General features: G+C 58.9%; 34 protein-coding genes. 4 read left to right on the top strand and 30 right to left on the bottom strand.

Annotated features, from left to right (window positions below; all coding sequences use genetic code 11):
* Positions 1-27: 27 nt before the first annotated feature.
* From AAEZ10_RS04805 to AAEZ10_RS04740, 14 genes are all read right to left on the bottom strand, one after another.
* Positions 28-798: a C40 family peptidase gene (locus AAEZ10_RS04805; RefSeq protein WP_350568089.1), complete on the bottom strand. Its 771-nt coding sequence runs from the start codon at positions 796-798 to the stop codon at positions 28-30.
* A gap of 1 nt (position 799) precedes the next feature.
* The gene (locus AAEZ10_RS04800; protein ID WP_350568086.1) at positions 800-1,549 is read right to left on the bottom strand and encodes a phage minor tail protein L; all 750 of its coding nucleotides are present in this window, start codon (positions 1,547-1,549) and stop codon (positions 800-802) included.
* 9 nt (positions 1,550-1,558) lie between these two features.
* Positions 1,559-1,897, bottom strand: coding sequence for a phage tail protein (locus AAEZ10_RS04795; protein WP_350568083.1), 339 nt, complete (start codon positions 1,895-1,897; stop codon positions 1,559-1,561).
* Positions 1,897-4,947, bottom strand: coding sequence for a phage tail tape measure protein (locus AAEZ10_RS04790; RefSeq protein ID WP_350568080.1), 3,051 nt, complete (start codon positions 4,945-4,947; stop codon positions 1,897-1,899). Before AAEZ10_RS04790 ends, AAEZ10_RS04795 begins: the two co-directional genes overlap by 1 nt.
* A 27-nt stretch (positions 4,948-4,974) precedes the next feature.
* On the bottom strand, positions 4,975-5,277 hold the full coding sequence (locus tag AAEZ10_RS04785; RefSeq protein ID WP_252878053.1) for a DUF1799 domain-containing protein: 303 nt from the start codon (positions 5,275-5,277) through the stop codon (positions 4,975-4,977).
* 17 nt (positions 5,278-5,294) lie between these two features.
* Positions 5,295-5,675, bottom strand: a complete 381-nt coding sequence (locus tag AAEZ10_RS04780) for a phage tail assembly chaperone (RefSeq protein WP_130927916.1) — start codon at positions 5,673-5,675, stop codon at positions 5,295-5,297.
* 2 nt (positions 5,676-5,677) lie between these two features.
* The gene (locus AAEZ10_RS04775) at positions 5,678-6,349 is read right to left on the bottom strand and encodes a phage tail protein (RefSeq protein WP_056785418.1); all 672 of its coding nucleotides are present in this window, start codon (positions 6,347-6,349) and stop codon (positions 5,678-5,680) included.
* 69 nt (positions 6,350-6,418) lie between these two features.
* Positions 6,419-6,838, bottom strand: coding sequence for a phage tail terminator-like protein (locus AAEZ10_RS04770; protein WP_130927917.1), 420 nt, complete (start codon positions 6,836-6,838; stop codon positions 6,419-6,421).
* Positions 6,835-7,419 carry a hypothetical protein gene (locus AAEZ10_RS04765; protein ID WP_350568075.1) on the bottom strand — a complete coding sequence of 195 codons (585 nt, stop codon included), beginning with the start codon at positions 7,417-7,419 and terminating at the stop codon, positions 6,835-6,837. The genes AAEZ10_RS04770 and AAEZ10_RS04765 overlap by 4 nt, the downstream gene beginning before the upstream one ends.
* A gap of 1 nt (position 7,420) precedes the next feature.
* Entirely contained in the window at positions 7,421-7,813 is a 393-nt protein-coding gene (locus tag AAEZ10_RS04760; RefSeq protein ID WP_130927919.1) for a hypothetical protein, read from the bottom strand.
* A 2-nt stretch (positions 7,814-7,815) separates the two neighbouring features.
* A complete protein-coding gene (locus AAEZ10_RS04755) occupies positions 7,816-8,193 on the bottom strand; it encodes a hypothetical protein (protein WP_130927920.1) in 378 nt (125 codons plus the stop codon).
* 10 nt (positions 8,194-8,203) lie between these two features.
* The gene (locus AAEZ10_RS04750; RefSeq protein WP_130927921.1) at positions 8,204-8,509 is read right to left on the bottom strand and encodes a HeH/LEM domain-containing protein; all 306 of its coding nucleotides are present in this window, start codon (positions 8,507-8,509) and stop codon (positions 8,204-8,206) included.
* A gap of 57 nt (positions 8,510-8,566) precedes the next feature.
* On the bottom strand, positions 8,567-9,544 hold the full coding sequence (locus tag AAEZ10_RS04745) for a major capsid protein (protein WP_016774007.1): 978 nt from the start codon (positions 9,542-9,544) through the stop codon (positions 8,567-8,569).
* A 3-nt stretch (positions 9,545-9,547) separates the two neighbouring features.
* Positions 9,548-10,285, bottom strand: a complete 738-nt coding sequence (locus AAEZ10_RS04740; RefSeq protein WP_130927922.1) for a hypothetical protein — start codon at positions 10,283-10,285, stop codon at positions 9,548-9,550.
* 122 nt (positions 10,286-10,407) lie between these two features.
* On the opposite strand from AAEZ10_RS04740, the gene AAEZ10_RS04735 reads away from it, so the two are divergent.
* Entirely contained in the window at positions 10,408-10,899 is a 492-nt protein-coding gene (locus AAEZ10_RS04735) for a hypothetical protein (RefSeq protein ID WP_130927923.1), read from the top strand.
* Here AAEZ10_RS04735 and AAEZ10_RS04730 read toward each other — a convergent pair.
* The 6 genes from AAEZ10_RS04730 to AAEZ10_RS04705 are packed head-to-tail and all read right to left on the bottom strand — an operon-like array spanning position 10,871 to position 16,293.
* Positions 10,871-11,368: a DnaT-like ssDNA-binding protein gene (locus tag AAEZ10_RS04730; RefSeq protein WP_130927924.1), complete on the bottom strand. Its 498-nt coding sequence runs from the start codon at positions 11,366-11,368 to the stop codon at positions 10,871-10,873. The genes AAEZ10_RS04735 and AAEZ10_RS04730 overlap by 29 nt on opposite strands.
* An 8-nt stretch (positions 11,369-11,376) precedes the next feature.
* On the bottom strand, positions 11,377-12,489 hold the full coding sequence (locus tag AAEZ10_RS04725) for a minor capsid protein (RefSeq protein ID WP_350568068.1): 1,113 nt from the start codon (positions 12,487-12,489) through the stop codon (positions 11,377-11,379).
* Positions 12,458-13,867 carry a DUF4055 domain-containing protein gene (locus tag AAEZ10_RS04720; protein WP_350568065.1) on the bottom strand — a complete coding sequence of 470 codons (1,410 nt, stop codon included), beginning with the start codon at positions 13,865-13,867 and terminating at the stop codon, positions 12,458-12,460. The genes AAEZ10_RS04725 and AAEZ10_RS04720 overlap by 32 nt, the downstream gene beginning before the upstream one ends.
* The gene (locus tag AAEZ10_RS04715) at positions 13,867-15,186 is read right to left on the bottom strand and encodes a phage terminase large subunit family protein (RefSeq protein WP_350568062.1); all 1,320 of its coding nucleotides are present in this window, start codon (positions 15,184-15,186) and stop codon (positions 13,867-13,869) included. The genes AAEZ10_RS04720 and AAEZ10_RS04715 overlap by 1 nt, the downstream gene beginning before the upstream one ends.
* Complete coding sequence (locus AAEZ10_RS04710) at positions 15,161-15,637, bottom strand: DUF2280 domain-containing protein (protein WP_350568059.1); 477 nt, start codon at positions 15,635-15,637, stop codon at positions 15,161-15,163. The genes AAEZ10_RS04715 and AAEZ10_RS04710 overlap by 26 nt, the downstream gene beginning before the upstream one ends.
* Before the next feature lie 32 nt (positions 15,638-15,669).
* Positions 15,670-16,293, bottom strand: coding sequence for a putative metallopeptidase (locus tag AAEZ10_RS04705; RefSeq protein WP_350568056.1), 624 nt, complete (start codon positions 16,291-16,293; stop codon positions 15,670-15,672).
* Positions 16,294-16,651: 358 nt separating this feature from the next.
* On the opposite strand from AAEZ10_RS04705, the gene AAEZ10_RS04700 reads away from it, so the two are divergent.
* A complete protein-coding gene (locus AAEZ10_RS04700; RefSeq protein WP_350568053.1) occupies positions 16,652-16,891 on the top strand; it encodes a hypothetical protein in 240 nt (79 codons plus the stop codon).
* A gap of 126 nt (positions 16,892-17,017) precedes the next feature.
* A complete protein-coding gene (locus AAEZ10_RS04695) occupies positions 17,018-17,356 on the top strand; it encodes a YceK/YidQ family lipoprotein (protein WP_350568050.1) in 339 nt (112 codons plus the stop codon).
* A 38-nt stretch (positions 17,357-17,394) separates the two neighbouring features.
* Here the strand turns inward: AAEZ10_RS04695 and AAEZ10_RS04690 are convergent, their stop codons facing one another.
* From AAEZ10_RS04690 to AAEZ10_RS04680, 3 genes are read right to left on the bottom strand one after another with little or no spacing between them, the layout of a single operon-like run.
* Positions 17,395-17,895 carry a DUF2514 family protein gene (locus tag AAEZ10_RS04690; protein ID WP_350568047.1) on the bottom strand — a complete coding sequence of 167 codons (501 nt, stop codon included), beginning with the start codon at positions 17,893-17,895 and terminating at the stop codon, positions 17,395-17,397.
* A complete protein-coding gene (locus AAEZ10_RS04685) occupies positions 17,892-18,230 on the bottom strand; it encodes a hypothetical protein (RefSeq protein ID WP_350568044.1) in 339 nt (112 codons plus the stop codon). Before AAEZ10_RS04685 ends, AAEZ10_RS04690 begins: the two co-directional genes overlap by 4 nt.
* Positions 18,230-18,601, bottom strand: coding sequence for a chemotaxis protein (locus AAEZ10_RS04680; RefSeq protein WP_150594750.1), 372 nt, complete (start codon positions 18,599-18,601; stop codon positions 18,230-18,232). Before AAEZ10_RS04680 ends, AAEZ10_RS04685 begins: the two co-directional genes overlap by 1 nt.
* Positions 18,602-18,814: 213 nt before the next feature.
* On the opposite strand from AAEZ10_RS04680, the gene AAEZ10_RS04675 reads away from it, so the two are divergent.
* A complete protein-coding gene (locus tag AAEZ10_RS04675) occupies positions 18,815-19,555 on the top strand; it encodes a hypothetical protein (RefSeq protein ID WP_350568040.1) in 741 nt (246 codons plus the stop codon).
* A 404-nt stretch (positions 19,556-19,959) separates the two neighbouring features.
* Here AAEZ10_RS04675 and AAEZ10_RS04670 read toward each other — a convergent pair whose 3' ends face one another.
* From AAEZ10_RS04670 to AAEZ10_RS04640, 7 genes are all read right to left on the bottom strand, one after another.
* Positions 19,960-20,505 (bottom strand): hypothetical protein, encoded by a 546-nt coding sequence (locus AAEZ10_RS04670; RefSeq protein ID WP_350568037.1) that lies wholly within the window; start codon positions 20,503-20,505, stop codon positions 19,960-19,962.
* Between the two features lie 333 nt (positions 20,506-20,838).
* A complete protein-coding gene (locus AAEZ10_RS04665) occupies positions 20,839-21,237 on the bottom strand; it encodes a hypothetical protein (protein WP_236170483.1) in 399 nt (132 codons plus the stop codon).
* Positions 21,238-21,455: 218 nt separating this feature from the next.
* Positions 21,456-22,067 (bottom strand): recombination protein NinG, encoded by a 612-nt coding sequence (locus AAEZ10_RS04660; RefSeq protein ID WP_350568034.1) that lies wholly within the window; start codon positions 22,065-22,067, stop codon positions 21,456-21,458.
* A complete protein-coding gene (locus tag AAEZ10_RS04655; protein ID WP_350568031.1) occupies positions 22,064-22,534 on the bottom strand; it encodes a hypothetical protein in 471 nt (156 codons plus the stop codon). The genes AAEZ10_RS04660 and AAEZ10_RS04655 overlap by 4 nt, the downstream gene beginning before the upstream one ends.
* Entirely contained in the window at positions 22,531-22,962 is a 432-nt protein-coding gene (locus AAEZ10_RS04650) for a hypothetical protein (protein WP_350568028.1), read from the bottom strand. The genes AAEZ10_RS04655 and AAEZ10_RS04650 overlap by 4 nt, the downstream gene beginning before the upstream one ends.
* On the bottom strand, positions 22,959-23,756 hold the full coding sequence (locus AAEZ10_RS04645) for a hypothetical protein (RefSeq protein ID WP_350568025.1): 798 nt from the start codon (positions 23,754-23,756) through the stop codon (positions 22,959-22,961). The genes AAEZ10_RS04650 and AAEZ10_RS04645 overlap by 4 nt, the downstream gene beginning before the upstream one ends.
* Positions 23,743-24,714, bottom strand: a complete 972-nt coding sequence (locus AAEZ10_RS04640; RefSeq protein ID WP_350568022.1) for a phage replication protein — start codon at positions 24,712-24,714, stop codon at positions 23,743-23,745. Before AAEZ10_RS04640 ends, AAEZ10_RS04645 begins: the two co-directional genes overlap by 14 nt.
* Between the last annotated feature and the right edge of the window lies 1 nt (position 24,715).

The raw sequence follows: 24,715 nt of genomic DNA, 5'->3' as shown, positions 1-24,715 counted from the left end.
CTGATCTCAAAATCATCGCTCTCACTGTCACATTTTATAACTGTTAACCAAGCCTTTATTTCTTAGGATTATGCGGGTTCGATCAAGCCACGGCCCACCGAAAACAATGACTTCTGACGGTCTGCCGTACAGATGGTGCAGCAGGAACGGCCCGGGGCCGAAGGTCGCCGCATCCTCACCGGGCAGCGCCGGATCGGTGCCGAGAAAGATCCCTGCGTGGTTAGGGTAAACCGTGCGCCCCACCTCCATCACGATCATGTCGCCGCGCTGCGGCTGGTCGACACGATAGAACCCGGCGGCCTCGTAGTTCGCTTCGTAGAGGCTGGTGTTGTCCTTGCTTTCCCACCAGCCATCGGCGCGTTTGAACGCTTCGAACTCCAGCCCCCACTCGCGTTTGTACCAGTCTGCGCAGACCTGCCAGCAGTCCCAGGCTCCGTGTACGAATGGCCGCTTGAGCAGCGGTATTTCGCCGGTTGGTACGATGGTGCGCAGGTCTCCTTCCGGCCAACTCAGGATGTGCCAAGGCATCGCCGTTGCTTCGCACATGGCGAGGTCGCGCGGTGACGGCCTGCTAGTGGCATCTGGATGCGAATGCACCACGCCGATCACTTCACCTACATCTTCGGCCGCCGCGTATTCCTCGGGATCAATCCTGAATTCTTCGTTCGGCTCGGTCGAGACATTGATGCAGGGGAAGTATTGCTGCTTGCGACCGATCGCCAGCAAAAGCCCGCAGCACTCTTTCGGGTGTTCGGCGGCAGCGTGTTCCTGGATCGCGCTCAAAATGTGTTTGCGCATGTCAGCTCCGTGCGATCAGGGAAACAGCCGGGAAGCCACCAAACGGCAGTGGGTTGCCTTCGCCGAAGCGCGGGATGCAGCCCTTGCCCAGCGTAGCGTCACATTGGTCCAGTTCGGGGTTGTCGGTGATGACACCGTCCTTCGTGACGTAAGGGCCGGTGTAGCCACAGTTCGGCCCGCGATAGCCACCGGTGAGGCACCAGTGGCACAGCGTTGTGGCTTGCCGTCCGATTGACTCGTTGCCGACGTCGCCCGGGCTGGCCAACTCCCAGCTGACCGTCTCCCCGTCCTCGTTCGTCTTCTGGTCGATGTACCAGACCTCAATCGTCTCTTGGGTAGGATCGGCAGTTGGGTTGCCGGCCGGGAAGTTCGCCGCGTCGAGGTAGGAGCCGAGCGTGTGCCGCATCGTCAGCTTGAACTCGAGCAAGTCCTCGAATGCCAGACAGAGCGCAGTGATGCGCCCGTTTACGTTGCCCACCGACAATGTTGGCCGGACCGCCGTGCCGTCGCCGTTCGCCTCGATGCCGTCGATCTGCATCGGCCAGGCGCTGTACTCGTTGCCCTGCCAGTAAATCGCTTTGGCCGGCAGCTGGTCAGCATCGGCGCCGGCGGCAATCAACTCGGCCGGCGTGTGCGGTATCGCGTGCCCGTGGAAGCGCAGGATGTCCGCGCCGTACTCCGTGCCGTCCAATTCAAAGAGCAGCACTTCGCTGCCAGGCTCAAGCACCTGGATGTCACTGATCAGCGGCATGGTTGCCCCTTATGGTTGGAATGCCCGCTCGAACGTGGCGGTGAGTTTGAAGACCCCGCCGCCCATTGGTGTAGGAGCGGGATTTTTGCAGGTGAACAGCCCAAGTTCGCCGAGCGGCGTTGTCCACAGAAACGCCTTTGCGCCACCGTGCCGGTCAAGGAACCCCATGATCTCCAGCACCTTGGCCTTTCGACCGGAGCAGGTGATCGGATACGAGTCCTCCTTGTTGTTCGGGCCGTCGCCAACGCTCTGCGTGTATCCGCCACCGAATTTAGAGGTGCGCACCCGATAGGTGATTTCGGGTGTCTCACCGCGCTCGGTTGGCCAGGTGAATTTTTCGATGGCCATCAGGCCCTCCCATTGGCATTACGAAAGCTGGTGCCGCCCGCTCGCCAAGAGTCAGCGACGGCTTTCTCGGCCACGGCCTGCATTTGCGATTGAAGATTTTTCGATAGCGCTTGCTGGTCAATCTGCATGCCTTCAGATCCACGGTCCTCAGTTACCACCGTGACCGGCGCACTGATGCTGATCGTAGTCCCGGAACCGCCACCAGCAGCGAGAACGCCCAGCTTGCCGCTGGAAGTCCGGGTAAGTGGCATGATCGCCTCCGGTCCCGCCTCCCCCATCACGCCCGCCCTGCCGCCGGCCATGTCGAAAGCTGTCGGCGTGCTGACGATGCTGTTGGTGAAAGCGCCGCCGTTGGCAAACATCTGCACACCCGATGACCAGGCACCGCCGAGCGCCTGCGGAAAGTAGCTGCTGGAATAGCCCGCCGAGGAGGCGCCGAGATTGGAGGACGTAGCGCCCGCAGACCCAGCCGCCAGCCCATTGCCGCCACTACCGCCGGTGAAGTAACTGGTGGCAGCACCGACGAGGCTGCTCAGCAATGCCGAACTGGCCTGACGCGTCGCGATGCGCGCCATATCCGCCAGAATCGACTTGGTGAAGTCAGCAAACGACAGCTTCCCGGTCATGGCAAAGTTGACGACTGCGTCTTCCATGGAGCTGAAGGCGTTGCCGAGCAGGGTTTTCGTCTGGCCGGCGATGTTGCTCGCCGAGTCCAGGTAATTGGCCCAGGCCGACGTTGCGCCCTTGGTCCAGTCCCCTTGAGCTTTCTCAACATCTGCGTAGTTTTGCCGGATCTGATCGGTTGCGGCCTTGTTCGCATCCGCGAGCGCCTGCGACTTCCGAGAGAACTCCTCTTCCGACATGTTGCGGGATGGGTCAGATCGCTGATTTTCCAGCTCGAGCGATTGCTGAGCGAACCGATCTTGCTGGCTGTTCAGTTCGCCGTTCAGTGCGTTCTGCCGATCACCCTGGCCAACGCCGACTACCGCCCGCTGTCCTGCCAGTTCCAATGCCCGTTGCTGCTGTCCCAAGGCCTGAACGTAGGAGGATATCGCTCGCTCCTGCTTCGCCAGCCTTCCGACTTCGCTGGTAGCGAGCACTTCGAGCTGGCTGTCAGCTTCCTTTTGAGCCTTGACCATGCCGGCGCGAGCATCGGCAATCTTCTGATCCAGCTGGATGCTTTGCGCGGCAGATGTGGTCTTTTTCGCCTTAGCGGCTTCCAGCGCAGCGATCTCAGCCTCGTAGGCTGCGGTCACTTCGTCGCGCTCGTTGCCGATCAGCGCTTCACGCTTCAGGGCGTAGTCGGCTTGGGAAACGAGTCCAGCCTTCTGCGCTGCGTCCAATTCCTTTTGAGCGTTTTTGTATTCAGCGCTGATGGCTACCAGGTTGTTTTTGGCGTTGTTGAAGCTGGTCAGATCGACCTGTGAACTGGCCGTTTTTGAATCCTTGAACTGGTCGTTGATGTTTGCCAGGTTCTTGTCGATCGCCGCCTGATTCAGGCGAGGATCGTTCGGCGCTAACTCGCGGATGTCTTCGAGTTGCCGCTTGTACTCCTTGATCGCGTCGTTACGTTTCTGCTCATTCGTCCACGCCGACTTGGTGAGAGCGTCGACCTTCGCCATGGATGAGACGGCATCACCTTGGGCCTTTGCCTGCTCACCTTGCCACTTGGCGATATCGGCTTCTGCAGCCTGTTGATCCTCCAGCATGTTGAGGCGATTTTGATAGAGATCGATCATCTCTTGCTTGTTCTGGAACAGGCCTACGTCGCCCGCTTGAGCGCCCGCCAAGTCACGGCGGGCTTGCTCGATATCAGCACCGATATCGCTGCGCCCGATATTCTTCAATCCATCAGCAGCGCGAGCAACTGCGTTGTATCCCCTCTCCCAAAAGCTCAGATTCTCGAGGATCCGCGGCGTGCGCTCGTTGATCGCATCGGCGAACGACTCAGTAGCCAGCTTCACGGCGCCGGCATGGTCGCCCTGCTTCTCCAGTGCGGTGATCTGCGAGTAAACCGACGCGGTGAGATAGTGGTATCGCTCATTCAGCGCAGCAGATGCCTTGACCGGGTCGTCGGCGAGCTTGGCGAACTCCGCGACAGTCTCGCTAACGGCCTTGCCGGTCGCTTCCTGCATCGACACCGCGGCTTGAGTGATGCCGGTAAAGCTCTCGCCGGCGATCTTGCCATTGTCGGCAAGCAAAGCCAGCACGGCTGCTGCTTGGCCAGTGGTGCCAACGGTTGCGCTGACCTGACGGGCCATGTCGCCCAATTGCCCGGCGCTCACACCGGCGTAATTGCCGGTGAGGATTAACGATTTGTTGTAGCTGTCCTGCTCTTCGCTGCCCTTGTAAAAGGCGTATGCCAGCCCACCCACCGCAGCGGTGGCGAGCGCAAGCGGACCAAGAATTGCGAGCAGCCCCGCCGCACCCTCGCCCGCACCGGCACCCAATTGCGCGACTGCGCGAACACCGCTACCCCAGTCTCCCGAAGACAGCGCATTCCCCAGCTGCACGACGTTTTCCTGCGCCTGGCGCGAGCCGAGCCGCAACTTTTCGAAGCCGGAGGTAGTTTTGTTGAGCTTGTCGTAGTCCTTGTCGATCTTGCCCAGGGCGGTGTTGTACTCGTCCTGGCTGATCCGGCCGGCATCCAAGTGTTTGCCCAGTTGCTCGACCTGAGTATCCAGCTTCGCCAGTGCAGCGCGGGCCGGGTCAATGGCCCCCAGCAGGCTATTCAGTGCCTTCTGTTCATCCATGGCCGACTTGGCCAGCGCCACCTGCTGCTTGTCGAGCTGCGCAGAAATCTTGGCGGCCTCAGCCTCGCCATAGGCGCCGGTCTTGGTCAGCTTCGCCAATGCTTCCCGCTGTTTTGCGAGATCCTGCGTGGTCTTGGCGTTGGTAGAGAGCGATTTCTCCAGCGCCTGCATTTCGTTCATCAACGAAACGGCGGACTGCTCGGCGCGGCCGCCGGCCTTCGCCATTTCATCCAGGCTGGTTTTGGCCTGAATAGCGTCGGCCGAGTCGATCTTGACGCCGAGTTCTGCAATGTTCATCGACTCACCTTGTATTGACGCCCGCGTTTACGGGCTGTTTTCCCTTTCCTCCGCCATGACGCGCAGGGCTTCGCCTTCCAACACCTGCAGGTCAGGAAAGATCGCGGCGAGTTTCTTTTTCTTGATGCCGAGGAATCCGGCCACATCGCGGATGCTGCTGTAGTCGAGACCGATAGCGCCGCCGGTGCCTGCACGCCACTGAGTGGACATCCTGTTGAACAGGAGGAAGGCTGGCCAAAGGCACGGCCAAACTTCGAATTCCTCTTCGATGTCCTCTGCATCCAACCCGAATGCGGCAAGTTGCTCCGCATTCGGAGGGGGCTCATACATGGCGCGGGCGGCGCGAATCAGTTTCCCGTGCGGGCCTTGGCGTAGGCCGCTTGGTAGGCATTTACCACGGCCTCGGTTGCACCGTGGCAAGACGTCACCAGCGCCTTGATGCCCTCGTCGTCGAACTTGTCATCGAACTCCCAGCCAACAACCAGATCCTTGATCTGCTGCACTTGGTTTTCGGTGTCGACCGCAACGATTTGAGACATCGTAGGCTTGTCGCCGAACTGCTCAAGAGCTTCCTTGTGCCGTAGGTTCCACCCATCAAACAGCGCCGCCAGCTCAATCCGGTCCCGATACTTGAAAATGAATTCCACCTTCACCGGATCCTGGCCAACTACCGGGACCATCACCGCACCGGTGAATGTTGGCGCTTGCGCAATCTTGAACTTCGCCATGATCAGGCCCCGCCGCCAGCAGCAACCGGCGCACGATAGGCGGTGATCTCAGCGTTGATGGTGAAGCCAAAGGAAACGGCCGCACCTTCGTTGCGCACCAGCGTCGGAGTTTTGTTGAAGGATGCATAACCGGCGTAATAGATCGTTTTGCCGTTGGGCAGCGACATACGCAAGATGCGCACTTCCTTCTCTCGATCGGCCTTATCCAGTTCTTCATACCAGGCCAGGCTGTCATCGTCAGCCAGCTGGAAAGCGAACGCCTGCGCATTTTTGGTGGTCGGGATCTGCTTGTCACGCCGCGCTTCGAGCGGCGCGTAAGTCCAGTATTGCTGCTCGCCGCCGGACATGGAGTTGCCGATCACCTGGTTGACGGCTACCCAGCCGGTCACTTTCTTGGCGGTACCGCCGCTGATGCCATCGGGAAAGAAAGCCACGTTGGACGTGTCGATGCCTTCAAGGGTGAATGCGCCTGCCGCCGCGTTGGATACACGCACCGCGCGCTCGTTGATGTCCTCCCAACCGGAGGTGATCAGAAGGATGTCGCCATTGGCAAAGCCATTTGCGGCACTGGTAGCGACGCCTGGGTTGGCGTTGCTGATTGCCGAAATCAGCTTGGCAGCGGCGAATCCGCTGGAAATCGAAAGCGTCGCCCCGTTGGGGAAGTAAACAGACATGGGTTTTCCTCTTTGCAGAAATGACATAACCCGCTCGGAGGCGGGTTCAGGATTTGCCCAACGGGCGGGTTATGGCGTGGTGTCGGACCGGTATGAGAACGACAGCGGGACGGTGTAGGTTGAATCGCCTGTGATGCCTGGGCCGACGTCTACAGGTGTCATGGGCGTAACTACGAAACCATTTTTTTCGTCACGCACATAAAGTGGAAATAACGCGATGATCTCGGCGGCAATAGGGTTGGTTTTTGCCTTACCGGTGCCGGCCGGGCAAATAATGCTGACCTGGAACACGCCGGTATACAGCCGGTGGTCTCCGCCGAGCGTGTTGCTGGCCGTGTCGCCCGGGATGGTGAACGCCCGCAGGTAAGTCTCGCCCGCTGTGGGTGTGTAGGGCATGTTCTCAAAAACGATTTTTTGCTTCTCCGGCCTGGCATTGTTCCAAGCGATCAGCTTTGCCTCGTAGATTGAGGCGATGATGGCGTGACTCATACCTGGTTGTTCCTGATGGCCTCCAACACGATTTGCTGGAAGCGAGCCACGGTTACCCGAACCATGCCTCCGGGCGCCTGGGTCGAATGGCCGAACTCCAGCGGGATCGCATAGGGCAAGTTGTTGATGATGTAGGCCATTTGGCCAGCAGTGAAGTCGCTCATTGCAGCGACCAGCGCGGCCGTGGTTTCGGCGCCGCTCGGGTCTACCTCGTCAAAGGTGACGTTTTCCACTACGCCAAGCGAGATGTGCCAGTTCGCACGGAACCGGCCGCCGACGTAGCCTTCTGGCGCCTTGATGTCCATGCCGTCGTTGAGCTTGCGGCCTTTCTTGAGCCTGCCCCCTTTGGTCAGGTTGGCCGGATCGCTGCGCAGCGCGGCGTTGTGTTCGTCGACAGCCTTGTTGTACTCGGAGGCAACTGCGTTCTGTGCCCAGATCTCCGGGTTGCCCACGGGAGACATGCGGATCAGGCTGCTGCCGACCTCGATGATGATCTCGCGCACACTGGCATCGATCGCTTCGCTGGTTTGCGCGGCGAACTCGGCCAAGCTCAGGGCGAAGCTGCCGGATTGAGCGGCCATGTCATTTCCTCAGTTGCGCCGTCCACGTTGCATCAGCAGGGTCCGCAGACACGTTCATCACCCGCAACCCATTGACGATATCGCCGATGGCCGGGGTAGCTGGCACCGTTGTCGGCACACCGGCCTCTGACACGAACAGCTCGTTTTGCAGCAACAGAAGCTTTTTGTCGGTGGTTTGGATCAGTGAGCCGTCGATTTCCTTGGACAGGTAGCTGCCCAAGACGCCGCGCCCCATGTAAGTGATGGTGGTTTCCGGCGTCGCGCCCCCCAGGTCGGGGTCATACTCGCCCGCGACCTTACGCACACCGGTCACCGGCTGGACCGCGTCAGCGAGGCCGTCAGGATCGTCGAACGCCTCAGCCATTTCGGCCTGAATCTCTTCGCGCATACTCATGATCAGATCCTTTTCAGCATCATCACGCCGGAGCGCTTGATCCAAGGCTCCAGCAGCGCCAGGGCGAAGTTCACACCCGCCGACTGATCAGTAGATCCGGCCACGTAGGTCTTGCTCACAGACGTGCCGGACTGAGCCGAAACCGTCTTGCTCTGCACTTCCTTCTGAGTGGCCGTGTACAACTTGCCCGCTGCCGCTTCTTTGGCGACCTGGGCGCCGGCTGTCTTGATCTCGTTAGGAACCGGATCTGGAACAACCCGCTTGATCTTGCCCGTGAGCCAGGCGTTAGCCATGGTCACAGCAAGGACCGGATCACCGGTGCCGGCCCAGCCAGGACCCAGCGAAGCGTCAACATCGGCAACGGTGATGAAGTCGGTCATGTGCTTGTCCTTATTCCGCTGGCACCAGGGCCTGCAGGTCTTCTTTCTTGGCGGCTGGGTCGAAGGCGATGCCCTTCGCCGTCAGCCACTCTTTCAGCTCCGGCACCTTCATTTTCAGAGGGTCGGTTTCGGCATTTTCAGGCTCCTTGCCATCCGAAACTTTGATGCCCGCCGCTTCGTATGCATCGTAAATTTCAGGCGCATCACCCTCGATAACCACCTCAGTGGCAGTGCCAATGACGCCAAAGAATTCGCTCAGCAGGCGGTAGCAAGCGCCGCGCTCTTTGCCCGGTTTGTCCGTGTAGATAACTTTCATGAGTCACCTCAATGCAGTCCGGCGCCCTTGCGGACGCCAGGGTAAGTGAAAGCCGGATTACGGCGTGGTGGTACCGCTGATGACGGCGGCAAATGGGACCTGCTTGCGGCTGAACACGCGTTCCCAGTTCGCAGCAGCGGCATACTGGGTCGCGGTCGGGCTGAGGTTCTGAGCTTCGGAGCCTTTCCAGCTGAAGCCGGCAGGCTGAAGAATGTAGGTCTTCCGCTCCCACAGCACCTCAGCACCACCGCCATTACCGCCGCCCGGTTTGCGCTCGATCTCCACCGGCACCTTCGGCGAGCCTTCGCCGTAGCCGAACGCGCCTTGGCCGAAGAACACCGACAGGTACTTGCCAGCGCCGTACACCAGGCCATCGTCCATGAACACCGGCTTACCCAGATACGTGGCCAGGATGATCTTGCCGTCGGAATCGCGCAGATACTCGATGAGGTCCTGCTTGACCATCTGGTTCATCACCACCGAGTGCACGCCGATCGCGCCGAACTGGTCGGCCGCATCGCCGGCAGTGAAAGCGGCATCCTGAAACGCGTTCGCGCTGATGGCCGCGCCGGCGTCAATCACCATGTCACCGCCGTTGTTGGCAATGTTCGAAGCGATGATGCCGCGCGCTGCGCCAAGAGCGTAACGCTGCCACTGGCGAGTCCAGTAGGTGCCGAAGCGGTTGCGGATCTGCTGCTGAGGCTCGCTGTTCGCCAGTTCGGCGGTCAGGTCGGCTACGCCATAACCTTTGTTGAGGTACAGGACGCGAGCACGCATGCTGTCCTGAGTAACCTTGCCGACTTCGCCCTGGTCGTTCGGGTCATCGTTGCTGATGTTCGGGGCTTCATCAGCGTTGAGATCCTGCCAGTAGCTGATCTCGGCGGTGCCTTGGCTGCCGGAAGCGATAGCGTCCAGAACGGGCGAGCGGGTCACAATGCCAGACTCGTAGACAGCGGTTTTTTCCGGGCTATTTACCGGCTCCAGCGAGGCGTAGTAGTCACCGACAAAAATGTCGGTCAGTTGGGTAGTTGCCATGAATTAGGTTCCTTTGGTGGCCTGGATTTTCTTGAACAGCTCGGGGTTGTCACGGGCGATCGCAGCGCGCTCGGTTTCCGTGTACTCGCCCCATTTTTTCGTGGCCTTGCCACCTTGATCGCCGGTCGGACCGGCACCCTGAGCCCTTGGCCACAGGTGTGTTGCTGTTTCACGCAGCGACTCCGCCCATTCGAGCGGCGACAGCGGGGTTTTCCCGTCCTTCCCGTAAACGACCTCGCCGTCACGGTCGGTGGCAATCGCCTCGCCGTCTTCACTGAGTTTGAAAGTGCCCCGGGCGCGCAAGATGATGTCTTCGGCAGCCTCGGGTAGCGCGCCGGCCTTGATGGCAGCAGCGCGGATGGAGTCAGCCAAGACTTTGTCGCTGTACTTGGCAGCGAATTGCTCGGCCTTGTCGGCGCGCGCTTTCTCGGCGGCCAGCTTGGTGTCGTAATCGGTGCGCAGGCGCTCAGTACGACGGGTGATGACCTCGTCCAGCTTGCCTTCGGCAATCAGCTTGGTTTCTTCGTCCTGGCCGACTTTGGTCAGCAGCCCTTTCACGGCGGCGATATCCAAACCTTCGAACTGGGACTTGAATCCGTCCAGTTCAGTTTTGGTAGTCCGGAGCGAGCCAAGCAGCTCGGTGTTTTTGTTCTTGAGGCCCACGGTCGCAGCCTCAACAGCTGCAGCAATGGCGGTCTGAACTGCCGGGTCTTCAAGATCAATCTGGTTTTCGTCTGCCACTTGGTGCACCCCTTGGGTTTGGTCGGCCCGCTTTGCAGGCATAAAAAAACCCCGGCATGGCCGAGGCTTGGAATTTTGCTAATGTTCGTGACGTGCTGATCATTCAGCGATAGGAAGCGGTCATGAGCGAAGAACGATATTCAATGTCGCAAGACGAATTTGTCAGAAGCTTCATCAATGGATGGATAGTTGATGGTCGAGACGGCGGACTAATAGTCGGGCGTACTCACCAAGAAGGTCACATCCTCATGTTCCAAGCAACCGATGTTCTCGGAGAATTTGAGCATATGGGCTTTGTAGAGGGCGGCGAGTACATCATGAGCACTGACGCGACGGCGCATCATTACAGCCGACTCGAAGAAATCAACAGCGACAAGTCGCCGTGCGACGCGGATATTTTCGTGACCGCCGACAGCCAACTGATAAACACCATGGCAGAGCCGCACGACAAGTTTCTGATCATCCATAAACAGTTCATCATTAACAGAAATGCCACAAAAAGACATTTTGATGAACTGGAAAGACTAAACAGGCCTCATCGATATCATCGCGGCAGAATCCTTGATGACGATGTAATTGCCGCCATTACTGAGCCTGGGTTCGTACGATACTGAGGCCGCGCATCACCAAGTAATCGGCGAACTGCGTCCTGCTCGGCGCGTATGGCGGAGGACGTATGCGCAGCCCAGGCGTATCGCGGTTGAGGCGCGTGCGCCGTCCATTCGGCTCAGTGCAGTGGGTCGGCTCTTCGATCTGGAAGCCCTGGTCGGCGGCGTATAGCTCGACCGCCAGCCGTACCTGTCCCCACTCAAGCTCAAAGGGCACGAACGTCTCGGATAGCGTCTGGTATTCGATCTTGCAGTCACGCCGCGGCCAGGCCATTGCCTGTTCGGTCCTAGCCTTGCGCCCTTTCCACTGACGACCGTTGATTTCGGCGGCAGCGCGCAGCAGCAGTTCGGTTTGCTCAGCCTCAGTTTCAGGTATCCGGAACCCGTAGTAGTCGCGGTAGAAGGTCAGCTTCTCCAGCGGCACGAAGCTGTTGGAGTCCGGCCTGCCCTTTCCGTCTTCAACGATGATCTGCATCGGCTTTCTCAACCCGGTGGAGCGCCGAGTGTAACGCCTGCGCGGATGAACATGTCAGGCTCAGCCGCCTTCAGTTGCGCCAGCGTCAGCGGCTTGAACGACTTGTCGAGCTGCAGCTTGGCGAACTTCTCCGGAGTCAGTCCTCCATCACGGAACAACTTGGCCCGCACCGGGCCGAGCGCATGATCTTGGAAACTCGCCGGCTGCGTTGCCAGCCACTCGTAATAGTTCAGGCTGGCATCGACCTGCGCCCCGCCATTGTCGCCCACCGAAGCACGCGTGGCGTCCTTGGCGAACATCTCGGAAAGCCGGGTTGTCGGCACGGTAGTTGACCGGCAGTTAATGTGCGCCGGCGGCAGCGGCCCTTTGCCCAGGTCGAAGCGCATGCCATCCAAGCCCTTGCACTGCTGCGAGGTCTTGCGGTCGAGCGTCGATACCCAGCGATAGCCCAGCACCACGTCGCTGTTGGCTTTCAGCGTCTCCATTCGCGACGTCGTGGCCACGTGCTGGATTGCCGTCTGCACCACAGAGGCGGCGTTGCGATTGCTCACCGCGAGGATGCCGTCCGTGAAGTTTTGCGCCGCGGTGCCGCGAATCGCCTGAATAATCTGGGCATTGGTCTGGCCTTGGCCGAAGCCGAGCCTGATGGTATTCGTCACGCGCATCGTCTCCGTGCGCGTCCAGCCACTGACGAAACTCTTCAGCAGCTTGCCGCCGTCGATGCCTTTCACCTGCAGCGGATAGGAAAACACCGCCGCTCGGATCACGGTATTGCTCGGCACCACTGCGTCGATGGACAGCGCATTGCTCAGGCTGCTGGCCTCGAAGGTCGACTCGTACAGCGCGATATCGACCAGATCGGCCTGCACCAGGTCACCGTAGGCCTTGTAGATCTCGAGCAGCTTACCGTCCACACGAGCTAGGAACTGCTCAAGGCGGTCCCGGCTGTAAGTGGTTAACTCCTTGCGGGTCAACTGCACCCGCACAAGCGTGTCGATCTGCCGAAGGTACTTCTCGAACTTCTTGACCTCACCGGCCTTAAGCCGCTCCAGCATTACCGAGTGGCGCGTCGTCTGTTCCAGCAGTTGGCTATCCGCCTGCGCCAGGTTTTTCGATGGCATCGTCTTTATCCAGGTTGAGGCCGGCCGACTCGCGCTCATCGCTGATCAGGTCGGCTTCGTCTTCGTATGGGCGATCTGGCAGATTGGCGGTGGTGAGGTACTGCCAGTAGGTGTCGGCGCTGATCGTGCCAGCCATCACGCCCTTGAGCAGTTCCGCAAGAACCTGGGCGTTTACCTCAGGCGTCACGAACTCAGGGGTCACCTTGAACTTGACTTGCTTGGGGTCGTAGCCCTTCCACTCAGCTGCGTACCGCAGGCCCTGCTCTACTGCTTCTGCCACCGTGATGACGATGCTGTGTAGCGTGGCGTGCTGGTCATTCTGGCGTGTTCTACGCGCCTCGCCCGACTCGGTGCCGCCCACGTCCATGACCTTGGCGCCGGCTTCAAGCGCGGCGTTTTTCTGGTCGTCCATGGCCTTGCGGACTGCTTCAATGCCGGCACCTTGGAACTCCAGGTAACCGCACTCGCCATTCGGGCCCAGATCCCAAGCAGCAGATGGCCCGGTCACGCTCAGCTCCACCGAGTCATCAAGGCCAGATACCCAAGGTTGCGGGTGGCTGGTCTGTTGTAGCGCAGTAAAATAGTCAGCGCTCAGTTGGTAGGACTTCAAAGCGGCGCGCGCCATTGTAAGCAGCGGAACCTCATCCACTTCCGGCGAGTTGTCGGTCGAGCCGCAGTAGATCACCGGTAGGTAGGACAGGCCTTTGACCAGTCGGTTGTCGGTGCCAGTGGTGCCTAGGGGTTTCTCCTCCTCGACGATCTGGCCACCTTCGTTCCGCACAGCGGTGTAACAGGTCTCGCCTTGCATGAAGAACTCACGGAACACCGTGTCGCAGTCGTGGCTGTAGCGATCGCCGCCCTTCTTGCGGAATTCCCGGAACACCGAAAGGACCAGGTCTTGACGACCTCCTTGATCAGCGGTGTCCCAGTTGATGGCGTTTCGAGTGGCGTATGTCGAGAAGTACGGTTCGCCGCGCTCATCGATGTTCACCACCAGGGGGACGCGGCCGTGTGAGATAGCCTGTCGCACCATGCGGAAGAACAACTGCTTCAGGCCGAAGCCGTCAGAGGTGGCATTGTCCTCGATCCCCTTCAGGCCGGCGGGCAGCTCAATCTCCGGAACCAGCCGGGAAACCAGCCCCATCATCGATCGCAGCGAGTCGCGCACCCAATGCTCGTACTGAGCCCGGTTCGTGTAGTTCTCGTAGAGGTACTTGTTGCCCGCACTGTCGAGCTTCTCAGCTTCGACCATGCCACTCGGCTTGGGCAGGTTGCGCTCGTTACGCTTCACGGCGCACTCACCCTCGAGCGCGTCGTCCATCATTTCCCATTCGGCGATGTGCGCGTCGTAGTCGGGGTTTGTCGATTGCACTGGCATCAGGCCAAGCCTCCAATTCGGCGTGTTCCGCCTGTGCGTGTTTTGATCGGGTACCGCTTGGCAATGAAGTAGCCAGGGGCATCCACCAGGTGGTCGTAGCCGGCCTTCTTATCGGGCTCGCCCTTGTCCGTGTAAATCTGGCGCTCCAGGCACTGCGTGTATTTCGGACACTGGTCGACGTTGACCAGATATCGATGCTCGCCGTAGGTATTGGCGAACATCGCGCACATGGCGTTGACCCGGTCCTTCACAGCGGGGTTGGTCGAATCCACCACTACGGTAAATCCAGCCTTTTTCAGCAATGACAGGTCAGATTCGCTTGCGCTCTTGCTGCTTGTGTTCTGGCCGCTGGCGTCCGGGTAGATCGCAATGCTGTGGTCAGGAAAGCGGAGCTTGATCTTCTCGATCATCTCAGGCGTGTCCCGCACATCTGAAAACTCGCTGAGCGCCAGTGGTAGGTCATCGCGAATAACGTGCACGACTGCCGCCATCTTCATGACGTTGAAGTCCATGCCGATGTGCAAGGCCTCTCCGCGCTTGATCGTTTCGCTGGTTCGATTTGCCTCACGATTGAACGTGTAATAGACAACACCCGCGTAATTCTCAAAGCTGGCCTCGTATTCCTGTCGAAAGGTTCGAGGGTCCATCTTGCGACGGGCCGCTTCCAACTCTTCAGCCGGCACGTTGCCGCCATCAAGCGAGGTGTAGAGCCAGCTCTTGTGGTCGGGCTCATGCCCAGGCCGGCCGTCTTGAAACGTGTCGTAGCAGTGATTGAATCCCTTGGGCGTACCGATGCGCAGCGCGTGACCTCCCTTACGCATTCCAATGCCCGGTATCGAGTATTGGCAGGTCGAGAGCATCGGCCGCAAAACTTCTTCCCACGCCTCCCATGGACAGTCAGCCCATTCATCCACCAGGACGAAGAACAGACCGGAGCCGCGCAAGTTGTCGTAGTTATCGAGCCCTACCACGCGCATGACGTGGCCAGACTTGAGTGTGATCGAGCATTCCGTTTCGTTCGGGCGGTGCGCACGCCATGCTTCCGGGATGGCCTGCTTCAGCCGGCGCCAGAACACGCGTTTGGCCTGCTTGAACGTCGGCGCGCCGTACCAGATCTCGTCCTCGACGCTCACGCCCCACTCAGCAGCCAGTCGAGCAGCTCGGCGCATCTCAGCTTTGCCCAAGAACGTCTTGCCGAACCGCCGGCCGCACACCGCATCACGGAAGCGGGCCTCTGGCTGGAACCCCCAGCAGTAAATGTTCGCCTGCTTGGGCGTCAGCTTTACCGGCGGGTCAAAGGTACGGGGTAGCGGGGACATTCTCATCAGGCTCCAGGGTGTACTCAGCAACGGCGTGCTGCTGGTCCGCTTGGGAGCCCAGAGGTTTTTCAAGTTCGAGGCGACGATTCACGTAGACGTCGCCCACTTCTTTGGCTGCCTGCTCCAGCAACTGGGCAGTCAGCGCCATGTTCTTCATGTTCTCGGCCTTCTCGGCCATGCGTCCCAAGGTGCGAAGTCGATACGCTCGGTTCGCGATCGGAATGTCTGTGGTCTCTTCGCGGAATCTCTTGCGGGCTGCGTGGAACAACTCGACCCACTTCGCCCCAAGCCCTCGGCCAGCGAACTTTGTTGGGTCGTGTGATTCACACTGCTGCCGACTGAGCTCGATGCCGAACTCTTTCTTGACCGACTCGACTACCTGGGATGGCGTATCAAAGCAGGCTAGAGCCTGAACGATGAAGGCTTTGACCTCGCTTCGTAGTGCTGCCATATGGTTGTCATCCGTCAAAACCTGTCAGAAGTTCAGGCCGACTTGAGCAGACAGGTTCCGCAGGCCCTCGATATGTTCATTTTCCCTACCTCGGCAGGACTGTTTGCAGCGTCCACCAGCTCTTGCACTTGAGCGCTTGCCCCGTACCGACGCACCACACCGACGAACTCTTCAACGTCGTGTCCGCGCATCTCAAGCTTGGGCAATCCTTCTTGGGTGAACTTGGGTGCGCCGTACTGATCGGTCGCTTGAGCGATGTGGTACAGCTCATGCTCGACCAGTGCGCAGAAGTCAGCGTCGGAGCATTGGGCGCAGTAGTCGGCAGCCAGCGTGATGATGTAGGCCGGCACGTCGCCGAACCAATCCAGCATCTGCTGTTCCATCCGAGCCTTCTGCCAACCACCCGCGCGGAACGCGACTTGCTCCGCCTGGCCAACGACCGTGCGACCTTTCTTCGTGAAAGCGGCAGACGCCCACATCACACGAATGTCCGCATCGATTAGATGGGCATGCTCTTCGTTGTGGATGCTGCCTGTGTCGGCGAGGATCTCGGCTTGGAGCCACTCCCATACCTCGGGCGCCGGGGTCAGGCGGATACCAACGTCGGATAGCTCTGACAGCTCGAGCAGTGACGCGGGAGGAAGCGGCCGACTCATACCAGAAGAACCTTCTCAATTCAGAGTTCGCCCCCAAAAGGGGGGCAGATTGCCCGCCTATGTGCGAGCCGGCCGGGCCTAATGAGCACTCTTAAACCAACGAGGCTCGAAGGATGAAAAACACGATTTACTTAATGCTTGCAGTAGCAGTCATCATTTTCATGATCGCTCCGGAATGCGTAGAGCCCGGTATTGTTGCTTGCCTGCTCAGTAAACCCTGATGCTTGCAAACTCGGCTGGGCAGGCTCGTTCGATCACCTCCCAGTCGGGTTGCTTGGTTGTCATGAAAATTCTCTGGGGTTGATATCGCGGGTAGTCGACGGTTATGAATGGCGCTCAACTAACGCAAGGAGCTGACATGAAACACACAATCACTATCGACATAGGTGTCGACGTCGTGGACATCCCGACCATGCAGTCAATGGACGCTCGGGAATACACGGGCTACGTCTCGAATTCGCTGTTATGGGTTGATCATCACGACGTACTGCGCGCGACTCACGGCGATTACTCGTTCGCAACTACATCGGAACAGGTAGAGCTACTGATCAGTCATCTGAAAGATGTGGCCGAAGGGATGCGTCGGGCCGGGGTCTGACACCGCCAACCGATAGTGTCGCGACACAATTTGCACTCTCGCGAAACATGTCGCGACTTTTCGAATATGACTCCGTGACTTCACCAACTCGACTACAATCCAAATCCTTACAAAGGAGTCGACTCAGTGAAATTCAGATGGATTCTGTTGCTACTTTCAGCTGCTTCCGCATCGGGATGTGGAACGATCAATACGACATTCCGGGACGATGCAGTGGCTAGTAATAAGCTGGCCCGCTGGCATTCCCGTTGTGACTCGGTTCCGCGAATCTACAGCGGTACAGTGTTTGATTACTGCACCCTAGACGCGGAACAACGGCGAAGCACTGGCTTCGATGGATACCCTGCTCCCGCACTGATTGTTCTCGACATGGGATTCTCAGCTGTCACAGACACAGTCTTATTGCCTTATTCCATCTATCTTCAGAACAAGCATGGCGATATCAAGAAGGCTCGGTTCGAGTAGCACTCTAACTGACTACTTTCATGAGAAGGGGGCGGGACCTACTTGCTCTTCTGTGCAGCAGCGTATGCAGCTTCACACGCAAAGCCGGCTATTCGGCTTCGATCAAGCGCTTCTGCCAGCCTTCCCGCTTCCTCGTCAGCGCTTCTACGCAGGTCGGCGAGCAGAACGGTAAGGTCGGCTCTTGCCTGGCTTCCGCTGGCAACCTCTGCAGCACAAGACTTTCGCTTGGCGAGGAGGTCGGTGATTTGCTGCTGCAGGCTGCGAGCCCGGTTATCAGCAACAACAACGGCAGCCGATACATGCTCAGTCTTGGCTTTCGCATCGTCGGAGACTCGGTTGATGTCATTGGTGATCTCGCGCTGAATGCGGAGCGTGTTGGTGAGCGAATCCACCCGGGCGTTGGCAGTGTCGCGCTCGGCGGTGATGGCTGATCGATCGTCCTTCACGCTATCCAGTCGCTGCGCCAGATAACCAACGGCTGCCAGCGCTGCCAGCACCACCCACACCCACGCCGGGACAATCTTCAGCAGGGCGCTCATGGGGCCTGCCGCTCTACAGCTTCGTTGACCTTCTTCGCTGCCTTGCTTGCGGTGTCAGCGGCTTGGACGACTGAATGCGAGGCCTCTTGCACCTTCACTGCGGCGTCTTGTGTCTTCTCGGCGAGGCTATTCAGCCGGACGTCGCGCTTACCCAGTGCAGCGTCATAAGCGCGGCGCACTTCGGTGAGCTGCTTTGTGTGCTCACTGCTGGCGGACCAGACGCCGGCCTGGTAGCCAAGGATCGATCCACCGGCGACTAGTAACAGCGCGATCACCCACACCTCGGCGCGTCTCCACCAGTGGCGGGCGATAAAGTTGATTGCGCATCTGTCCATCAGTTGATACCTCCGAGCTGTGCCCGCAGACGCGCAATCTCTGCGCTCTGCGTGGTCACCCTTTCAGTGAGGGTCGCAATCTGGCCGGCCAAAAGCTCTACCCTGCCCTCCATGCGGCCGACGGTAGCGGCAAGCTCGTTGCGCTCCTTGGCGAACTGGTCGGCGCGGGCTTCGGCGGCGTTGGCGCGGGCACGCTCGGTATCGAGCAGCTCATTCAGCCGGCGGACGGTGCCGATATCGGCGTTATCCATCGCCCGGTCAGTCGCATCCTTGGAGAGGAACTTCCTCAGCCATAACAGGCCGCCGAGCAAAACAGTGCCGGTACCGCCGAGCCACGCGAACGTGCCAGGCCCCAGGTCGTTAGGATCCATCGCCACTCCATAGAGAAAGGTGGCCGACGTACGACCTGTACAAATAAGTCAGCTCCAACTGCACTCCCAGCTCGGAGCAATGGGTGTGGGGAGCCGGAAACGAAAAAACCCCTGCGAATGCAGAGGCTTTGAATATGGAAAAGGTAGCGCGTCAGCGGGCATACTGGGCGTTGAATAATCTCTATCACAGCAAATCATTACGAGGATGGCGGAGTGGCCAAAAGCAATCTCGGACATCTTTCGCTAGCCTTATTGGCTTGCCTCACCGGTCCAGCAAACGCGGTGCCACTTGGCGTTTCACCCGGAGCTGAAGCGCTTTACTTCAAGGCATTGCCTTACCTGGATGAGATTGACGACTTAAACAACGAGCTATTCAGTCTTCAGCATCAGCTACTCAAGAACGAAAAAATCCCAGATGGGAAAAAAGAAGCACTAAAAAACAAAATAAGCTCACTGCTGGTCGAGGCAACCCCGTTACTCAGACGCTCATCTGATGAAGGTAATCCCGCCGCACAATACCGACTTGCTTGGCTTGCAATAGAATTCGATCCCAGAGAGCATGTGGTAGATCAGGTTTGCTCTTTGTTGAAATCAAGCCTGACAAAGGGATTCGCTCCGGCTGGTCTACAGATGATCAGCTACTGCTTCGACGATGTAAAAACCGTCGAGTTTCGATCGCTGGTTGATGCCTTGCCTGAACCTACAAGCCCGTACAGTAAGTACTATCCGCAGCCAGTGCTTTTGCCGAAATGCGACAGTAAGCACGCCTCCAACCGTGAAAATGCAATCGATTCACTCGATGAAAAAGCAGTTCGCGCGGATCTCTACATGAGCCTCTCAACTCAAATGTGGAAGCAGAATCTTAAGCAAGAACAAATGAGATATCTCAAAAAGTCTTCAGAATACGGATGCACTCGCGCTATAGAGCGACTAAAGCTAGAAGGGGGTATTTAGGCCTTCCCGAAGGCTGTCTTGGCTACAGGTGAATTCGAGGCATAAAAAAACCCCGCTCGGTAGCGGGGTTTTTGGTGAGCGAAAAGCTCAAATGAAACCGGCGGCAAGACCGCTTGCCAAGCAACTGCACCCTACGGCGTGAACGGTATCTACAACTGCTATCCCGAACGATTTAACCATAGAGCTAACCCCCTTCAAGGACAAAACCGCCTTGGTCGGCATTACATTATTAATGGCTTCTGATTTGATCGCGGCCAAACTTAACAACGCCAGGGTGCTAGTTACCAATACTTCCGGAGTTGAACCGGCGCCTCCGTTTAACTTATGCATCAATCCGTTACGCGCAAGATCGACAGGATGGATAAATACTCTCTCACTTTCTCACTCATTGCAATGGCTTTTTGCTACGCCGCGCAACTTTCGATCAAACCCTCCGCATCGAGCAGCTCCTGCGCTGCTGTCAGTGCTTCGTTGACCTGATCATCGAGCGATTTTCGAATCGATGATCGCCACCGATACCGAGTCGACTCAGGCTTGCCGTCGTTGTCCCAGTTGGTTATGTCGTACCAGGCCGCAGGCAACACCGCGGAGGAGCGTTTTCCCTCTGTGCCACCAACCTGCGGAATTGCCCAGGTCAGCACTGCGCACTCACGGAACCGTTGCGGCGCCGGTGACTTCACGGAACCCAGCAGCTCGAGTATCGCGTTGTGCTTTCGCTCTTCGTGCGTTGAATACTTCGCTACCAGTGCGCGCCAGTGCACCGGCGTGAGCGCCTTGTGCAGGCGTCCGAACACCCAACAATCTTGGAGCAGAGCCGCCTCTTTGCCTACGATCTCCCCCTTCTGCTTGGCGCACTGCACCTTGGGCTCAAAGTCGCAGCCCCCAGCAGAGCTGATTGTCTCAGCGGCCAGCGCCCGGACCACGGCGGAAATCACGTTGCGATAGGTCATGCTGCGGCCCTCCGAGCCAGTTTATGTCCGCACTTTTTGCAGCGATCCCAGTTACCTGGTTCGAACATTGGCATCTTGTCCGTGCTCACAGTGTCGATCCCGCAGAGCGACCGCCAGAAATAAGCGCGACCATGAGCGGTGACGGCTGCGTACGCCCTCTCTTGGTTGAAGTAATGTGCTTTGCCGGTTATGGGAAACATCGGCTTGAGCCAGCCCTTCGAGGGTCTGCTGGCGCCGCCGGTAATTTGCGCAACTTGCGTCATGCTGCTGCCCTCTTCAGTTCGCGGGTCTTGGCCCGGTATTCGGCCTTGATGGTTTTGATTTCTTCCATTGCTATGCCCTCAAGTGCGGCAGGTCGTGCGCCGCCAAGTAATCGTTGCGCGCCTTCACTGCGTCGTTGAGGTCCTTGAACCGGCCGAGGTGTATCTGCTTCTTCTGCCACTGAACCTTCGCGCACCATCTGCCACGGTCCCAAGAAACCCCGACGTGACCGCTCGTGTTCTTGTCCGTCTTTTTGCGGTTGGCCGCCTGCACGTTGTAATCGGCGTAACGGCAATTACCTGGCTCATAGCCTTTCGAGGATTCAATCCGGTCAAGCGTCAGCTGATCGGTGTACCCGTTGGCGAGAGACCACTCCATGAAGGGCTTGAAGCTCTTCCATTCTTCGCAAAGTGTTACGCCTTGGTATTTCTGAATTTCGGCACCGCGCGGATTCAGGCAGCGGCGCTTCATGTTCGCCCACGTTACGTGGAGCCGGCTGTTTCTGTTGTTGAGCCCGTGCGTAGAGCGCTTCTGGGCGCCACGCTTGTTGGCGCAGGGGACGCAAAGCCCCGTCATTACCTTTGCCCGCTCCGTACGCGACTCAAACTCACCAAGGCAGTCGCGGCACTGAAAGACCCCGATAGATCGACGGCTCCCAGAACGGACTTCGATGAATTTGCGCAGAAGAATCACATCGCTACACATGACAAGACCTCCTCGTAACGCTTTTCAAGGCGTTTCACTTTCTTTGTGAAGACAGCCTTCAGGCGCTTCAAATACGGTATTTCATGCCGAACCAGATCCTGATTGCGCTCCAGCCATTCCACCTTTTCCGCGCCGATCTTCTCGACCAAGCGAGGGCGGTAAACCATGATGTTTCCGCTCAGATGCGCATTGCACTGGGAGCAGGACTTGTTCATGTTCCAGAGGTTGAATCGCAGGTGCGCAGCGGCGCCCACGCTGCGGAAGTGCGAGCAGTGCCATTGGCCGCCCCAGCTCGCCGGCTTGTCGCAGCTGATGCAGCCCAGATGAGCATCACGCAGCCGCACGTAACGGTTGATGACTGCCTGAGCCTCCTTGGCGTGATCCGCCCTGCTCTTCAGCTTTTCCTTGCGCACCTGGATCTCACGGCGGTCGCGCTGGGCGATGGCCTTCCGTGCTTTCTCCATGTGGCGCGGTGCATCAATGGCCGCGCAGGCCGGACTGCAAACCGCCTGCCCCATCCGCGACGGGACGAATGAGGCCCTGCAAGTAGCGACTCGGCACTTCTTCGGTTTGGGCAGCTTCCGTTCAATCGTCATGCGGCCTCCTGGCTCAGCAAATCATCGAAGTACACGCCCTGCGGTGCGAAGCGCGCGACAATGCGATCGGTGTAGGCAATGCCCTGGGAGCGATTGAACAGACTGGTCACCGGGAAACCGTCCGGACCGAACAAATGGCACTCGCCCATGATGTCGAGCTTGGTTTCGTACGGGAGGTGCCGCATCACCCGGTACCACTCAGCCTGAAACCCGGCATCCTCGTTCAGCAGGATCTGCACGCCGATGTGCAGCTTGCAATAGCGCCGGGCTTCAGCCTCATCGCCGATATGGGTCATCTCAGCGATGCGCTTGTACATTGCGAACCACAGTCGGTTCTGGTCTAGCGTGCGGTCCTTGCCCGGGCGCAGGGATACCACGACGAACTTCTTGTCGCGGAACATGGCGCTGAGCCGTGTGATGGCTTCGGAGAGCTTGGCCTGGCAGTTAACGCTGATCTTGTCAGTCATGCCTGAGCCGCCTTGCCAATGGCGGCGTCAAGGATGGAGCGGGTCTCTTCAAGCCCGGCGTACTCGCTCCAGTATTCACGCTCCAGCGCGCCGTCGACGTCGGCGATCGCTTTGCGCAGTGCCTCGTTCTCGGCCTTGAACTGGTCGATCCGTGTGCGCAGCACATCCGCGCGATGGCGGCCAAGTTCGGACGCTTGCACGGTGGACTGCACCCAATCGGTTTTCTCGATCCACTCCGAAAATGCGTACTCGATTTGCCCAAGCCGGTTGTTCTCGGCCAGCAGCTCCAGCGCCACCTCCTCCACGGTCTTCTCCCCGAGGAATTCCTGCAGCGCCTCGGTGTTGCGCTTCCAGTCTGCGCAGTCGGCACGGAATGACGCCGCCTCGGCCCACAGCAGCTGCTGGAGCTTTTGTTTATCGATGCTCATTGAGCCGCACTCCTTGCTTCCAATTGTTCGGCCTGCTGAATGAGCAGCGCCCGGCGATCCGCCAGCTCATTGGCTGCCTGAATTCGCATTTCTGTTTTTTCTTCGGCTGATGCTTGGCGCATGGCGAGCATCGAATCCTTCACTGCGGCGAGCCTCTCGCGCAGCTTTGGCGAAGGCCGCGCAACCTCACCGGTGAGCAGCGCTACGACGGCCCGACCGTCTTCAGTGACCGGCACGACACTCAAGTCGGCCAGGTACTGCTGAGCGCGCTCCTGAGGGATTCGCTGCATCTGCACGGCCTTGGTGATCGCCTGTGTGCGGCGGTTGGCGTCGAAGCCGACCGACACATGCCAGTTCACTTCCTTGCTGTCCTCCCGGGCCTGCCCCACCAGCCGCTCGTAAGCACTGTTGAACGCCATGCGCGCGCCGACCTTGTCGCCGGCGTCGAGGACAGGTTTCGCCGCTGCAAGTGCGAGCTGGATCTCGTCGGTCAGCACCACGGTTTCGAATTCATCGTTGGTGGTCATCGCGATCGCCCAGGCCTCGTCCTTGCCCGGGCGCCCGTCGGCGATCTGAACTCGCTGGAGAATGTCAGCCATTGCCAACTTGCCTCTCACTTCAAAGCGGCAGGCCTTCAACGCGGCTTTCACGACCGGTACCGGGTAAGCACAGAGGTCTTCGGCCATGATCGCCGCTGTGCCTGGGTTCATTTCCTGACCCATGGCCTCGGCGGTGGCGCAGATCGCAGCAGCGAGCCCCGCAACCTGCTGGTCGTTCATTTCAAAGGTATTCATTGCGCTCCCCTGCTTGGCGCTTGGCCAAGACCATTTGCGCGGCCTGCTCGGCGGCGGAGACGTTCGCCTCGGTGCGTTCCATCTGGCGCGCGGTTGTTCCGTTGATGCGCTGCCCGGTCACCCACTGGGTGTGGTAGCTCTCGGCATTGGCCAGCAGCTCGTTGAGGCTGTGGCATTTGCGCAGAACGGCGGCATCGCTGGTTTTCAGGAAGTGAGCTGCGACGTGATGGGCGACATCGGCGCCGAGGCGGTCGACCAATTGACCGAGCTGGCCACCGACCTTGGCGTTCCATACCGGCCAGGTGCTGTAGCGCTTGCGGTAGGCCATGGCGTAGTTCGCCCAGACCTTGAAGGTTTTGCAGGACTGGTCTTTGGGGCCTGGCATGTCGGCGGGAATCTCAACCCGTGGTGTATCGATGCGATCAACCACAAGAACCAGATTGCGGGCCGGCTTGTCCGGGCTGCCTTGCAAGTCCTGACTGGTATCCTGATTGGTACCCTGATGATTGGTATCCTGATTTGTCGGAGATTTTTCCGACCCTTGCTCGGATTTTTCTCCGACCATGATCGGATTTTTTTCCGAGGTAGATCGGATTTTTTTCCGACCTTCGTTCTTCGGTGGGGTCGGATATTTTTCCGACCCATCCAGTTTCTGGTTCCACTCGATCGCCTTCTCGGTCAGGCGGAACAGCGTGATGTTCGACGTGCTGGACAGCTCAATCAAACCCGCCTCTTCCAGGGCCTTCAGCATGCGGTAAGCAGTGTCTGGCTTGTCAGTGAGCAGCGGCAGCTCCTCGGTGATTTTTGCCTTGCTCAGCGCGAAGAAGATCCCGTCGTCAGTCTTGATTGGCTTAGTCCAGCTCGGGCAGCCGTAGACGAAGGCGAACAGAAGGGCCTGCTGAGAATTCAGCCCCCACTCCAATGCCTTCACCTGATTGATCGTGACGGTGAATTGCATA

The sequence above is a fragment of the Pseudomonas sp. H26/SER47-MNA-CIBAN-0231 genome, from assembly GCF_040310465.1.
Lineage (GTDB): Bacteria > Pseudomonadota > Gammaproteobacteria > Pseudomonadales > Pseudomonadaceae > Aquipseudomonas > Aquipseudomonas atacamensis.
This window is presented reverse-complemented; position numbering and strand designations above follow the sequence as displayed.

What these genes read in the sequence shown, in the direction of transcription:
- AAEZ10_RS04750 (WP_130927921.1), bottom strand. Translation starts at nt 8,509, where the DNA reads ATGAAAGTTATCTACACGGACAAACCGGGCAAAGAGCGCGGCGCTTGC.
- AAEZ10_RS04665 (WP_236170483.1), bottom strand. Translation starts at nt 21,237, where the DNA reads ATGAAGCGCCGCTGCCTGAATCCGCGCGGTGCCGAAATTCAGAAATAC.
- AAEZ10_RS04680 (WP_150594750.1), bottom strand. Translation starts at nt 18,601, where the DNA reads ATGGATCCTAACGACCTGGGGCCTGGCACGTTCGCGTGGCTCGGCGGT.
- AAEZ10_RS04725 (WP_350568068.1), bottom strand. Translation starts at nt 12,489, where the DNA reads ATGCCATCGAAAAACCTGGCGCAGGCGGATAGCCAACTGCTGGAACAG.
- AAEZ10_RS04765 (WP_350568075.1), bottom strand. Translation starts at nt 7,419, where the DNA reads ATGGCCGCTCAATCCGGCAGCTTCGCCCTGAGCTTGGCCGAGTTCGCC.
- AAEZ10_RS04800 (WP_350568086.1), bottom strand. Translation starts at nt 1,549, where the DNA reads ATGCCGCTGATCAGTGACATCCAGGTGCTTGAGCCTGGCAGCGAAGTG.
- AAEZ10_RS04720 (WP_350568065.1), bottom strand. Translation starts at nt 13,867, where the DNA reads ATGCCAGTGCAATCGACAAACCCCGACTACGACGCGCACATCGCCGAA.
- AAEZ10_RS04795 (WP_350568083.1), bottom strand. Translation starts at nt 1,897, where the DNA reads ATGGCCATCGAAAAATTCACCTGGCCAACCGAGCGCGGTGAGACACCC.
- AAEZ10_RS04715 (WP_350568062.1), bottom strand. Translation starts at nt 15,186, where the DNA reads ATGTCCCCGCTACCCCGTACCTTTGACCCGCCGGTAAAGCTGACGCCC.
- AAEZ10_RS04760 (WP_130927919.1), bottom strand. Translation starts at nt 7,813, where the DNA reads ATGAGTATGCGCGAAGAGATTCAGGCCGAAATGGCTGAGGCGTTCGAC.
- AAEZ10_RS04805 (WP_350568089.1), bottom strand. Translation starts at nt 798, where the DNA reads ATGCGCAAACACATTTTGAGCGCGATCCAGGAACACGCTGCCGCCGAA.
- AAEZ10_RS04660 (WP_350568034.1), bottom strand. Translation starts at nt 22,067, where the DNA reads ATGACGATTGAACGGAAGCTGCCCAAACCGAAGAAGTGCCGAGTCGCT.
- AAEZ10_RS04780 (WP_130927916.1), bottom strand. Translation starts at nt 5,675, where the DNA reads ATGGCGAAGTTCAAGATTGCGCAAGCGCCAACATTCACCGGTGCGGTG.
- AAEZ10_RS04775 (WP_056785418.1), bottom strand. Translation starts at nt 6,349, where the DNA reads ATGTCTGTTTACTTCCCCAACGGGGCGACGCTTTCGATTTCCAGCGGA.
- AAEZ10_RS04770 (WP_130927917.1), bottom strand. Translation starts at nt 6,838, where the DNA reads ATGAGTCACGCCATCATCGCCTCAATCTACGAGGCAAAGCTGATCGCT.
- AAEZ10_RS04745 (WP_016774007.1), bottom strand. Translation starts at nt 9,544, where the DNA reads ATGGCAACTACCCAACTGACCGACATTTTTGTCGGTGACTACTACGCC.
- AAEZ10_RS04650 (WP_350568028.1), bottom strand. Translation starts at nt 22,962, where the DNA reads ATGAGCATCGATAAACAAAAGCTCCAGCAGCTGCTGTGGGCCGAGGCG.
- AAEZ10_RS04700 (WP_350568053.1), top strand. Translation starts at nt 16,652, where the DNA reads ATGAAACACACAATCACTATCGACATAGGTGTCGACGTCGTGGACATC.
- AAEZ10_RS04670 (WP_350568037.1), bottom strand. Translation starts at nt 20,505, where the DNA reads ATGACCTATCGCAACGTGATTTCCGCCGTGGTCCGGGCGCTGGCCGCT.
- AAEZ10_RS04735 (WP_130927923.1), top strand. Translation starts at nt 10,408, where the DNA reads ATGAGCGAAGAACGATATTCAATGTCGCAAGACGAATTTGTCAGAAGC.
- AAEZ10_RS04685 (WP_350568044.1), bottom strand. Translation starts at nt 18,230, where the DNA reads ATGGACAGATGCGCAATCAACTTTATCGCCCGCCACTGGTGGAGACGC.
- AAEZ10_RS04690 (WP_350568047.1), bottom strand. Translation starts at nt 17,895, where the DNA reads ATGAGCGCCCTGCTGAAGATTGTCCCGGCGTGGGTGTGGGTGGTGCTG.
- AAEZ10_RS04705 (WP_350568056.1), bottom strand. Translation starts at nt 16,293, where the DNA reads ATGAGTCGGCCGCTTCCTCCCGCGTCACTGCTCGAGCTGTCAGAGCTA.
- AAEZ10_RS04755 (WP_130927920.1), bottom strand. Translation starts at nt 8,193, where the DNA reads ATGACCGACTTCATCACCGTTGCCGATGTTGACGCTTCGCTGGGTCCT.
- AAEZ10_RS04790 (WP_350568080.1), bottom strand. Translation starts at nt 4,947, where the DNA reads ATGAACATTGCAGAACTCGGCGTCAAGATCGACTCGGCCGACGCTATT.
- AAEZ10_RS04710 (WP_350568059.1), bottom strand. Translation starts at nt 15,637, where the DNA reads ATGGCAGCACTACGAAGCGAGGTCAAAGCCTTCATCGTTCAGGCTCTA.
- AAEZ10_RS04640 (WP_350568022.1), bottom strand. Translation starts at nt 24,714, where the DNA reads ATGCAATTCACCGTCACGATCAATCAGGTGAAGGCATTGGAGTGGGGG.
- AAEZ10_RS04730 (WP_130927924.1), bottom strand. Translation starts at nt 11,368, where the DNA reads ATGCAGATCATCGTTGAAGACGGAAAGGGCAGGCCGGACTCCAACAGC.
- AAEZ10_RS04785 (WP_252878053.1), bottom strand. Translation starts at nt 5,277, where the DNA reads ATGTATGAGCCCCCTCCGAATGCGGAGCAACTTGCCGCATTCGGGTTG.
- AAEZ10_RS04645 (WP_350568025.1), bottom strand. Translation starts at nt 23,756, where the DNA reads ATGAATACCTTTGAAATGAACGACCAGCAGGTTGCGGGGCTCGCTGCT.
- AAEZ10_RS04655 (WP_350568031.1), bottom strand. Translation starts at nt 22,534, where the DNA reads ATGACTGACAAGATCAGCGTTAACTGCCAGGCCAAGCTCTCCGAAGCC.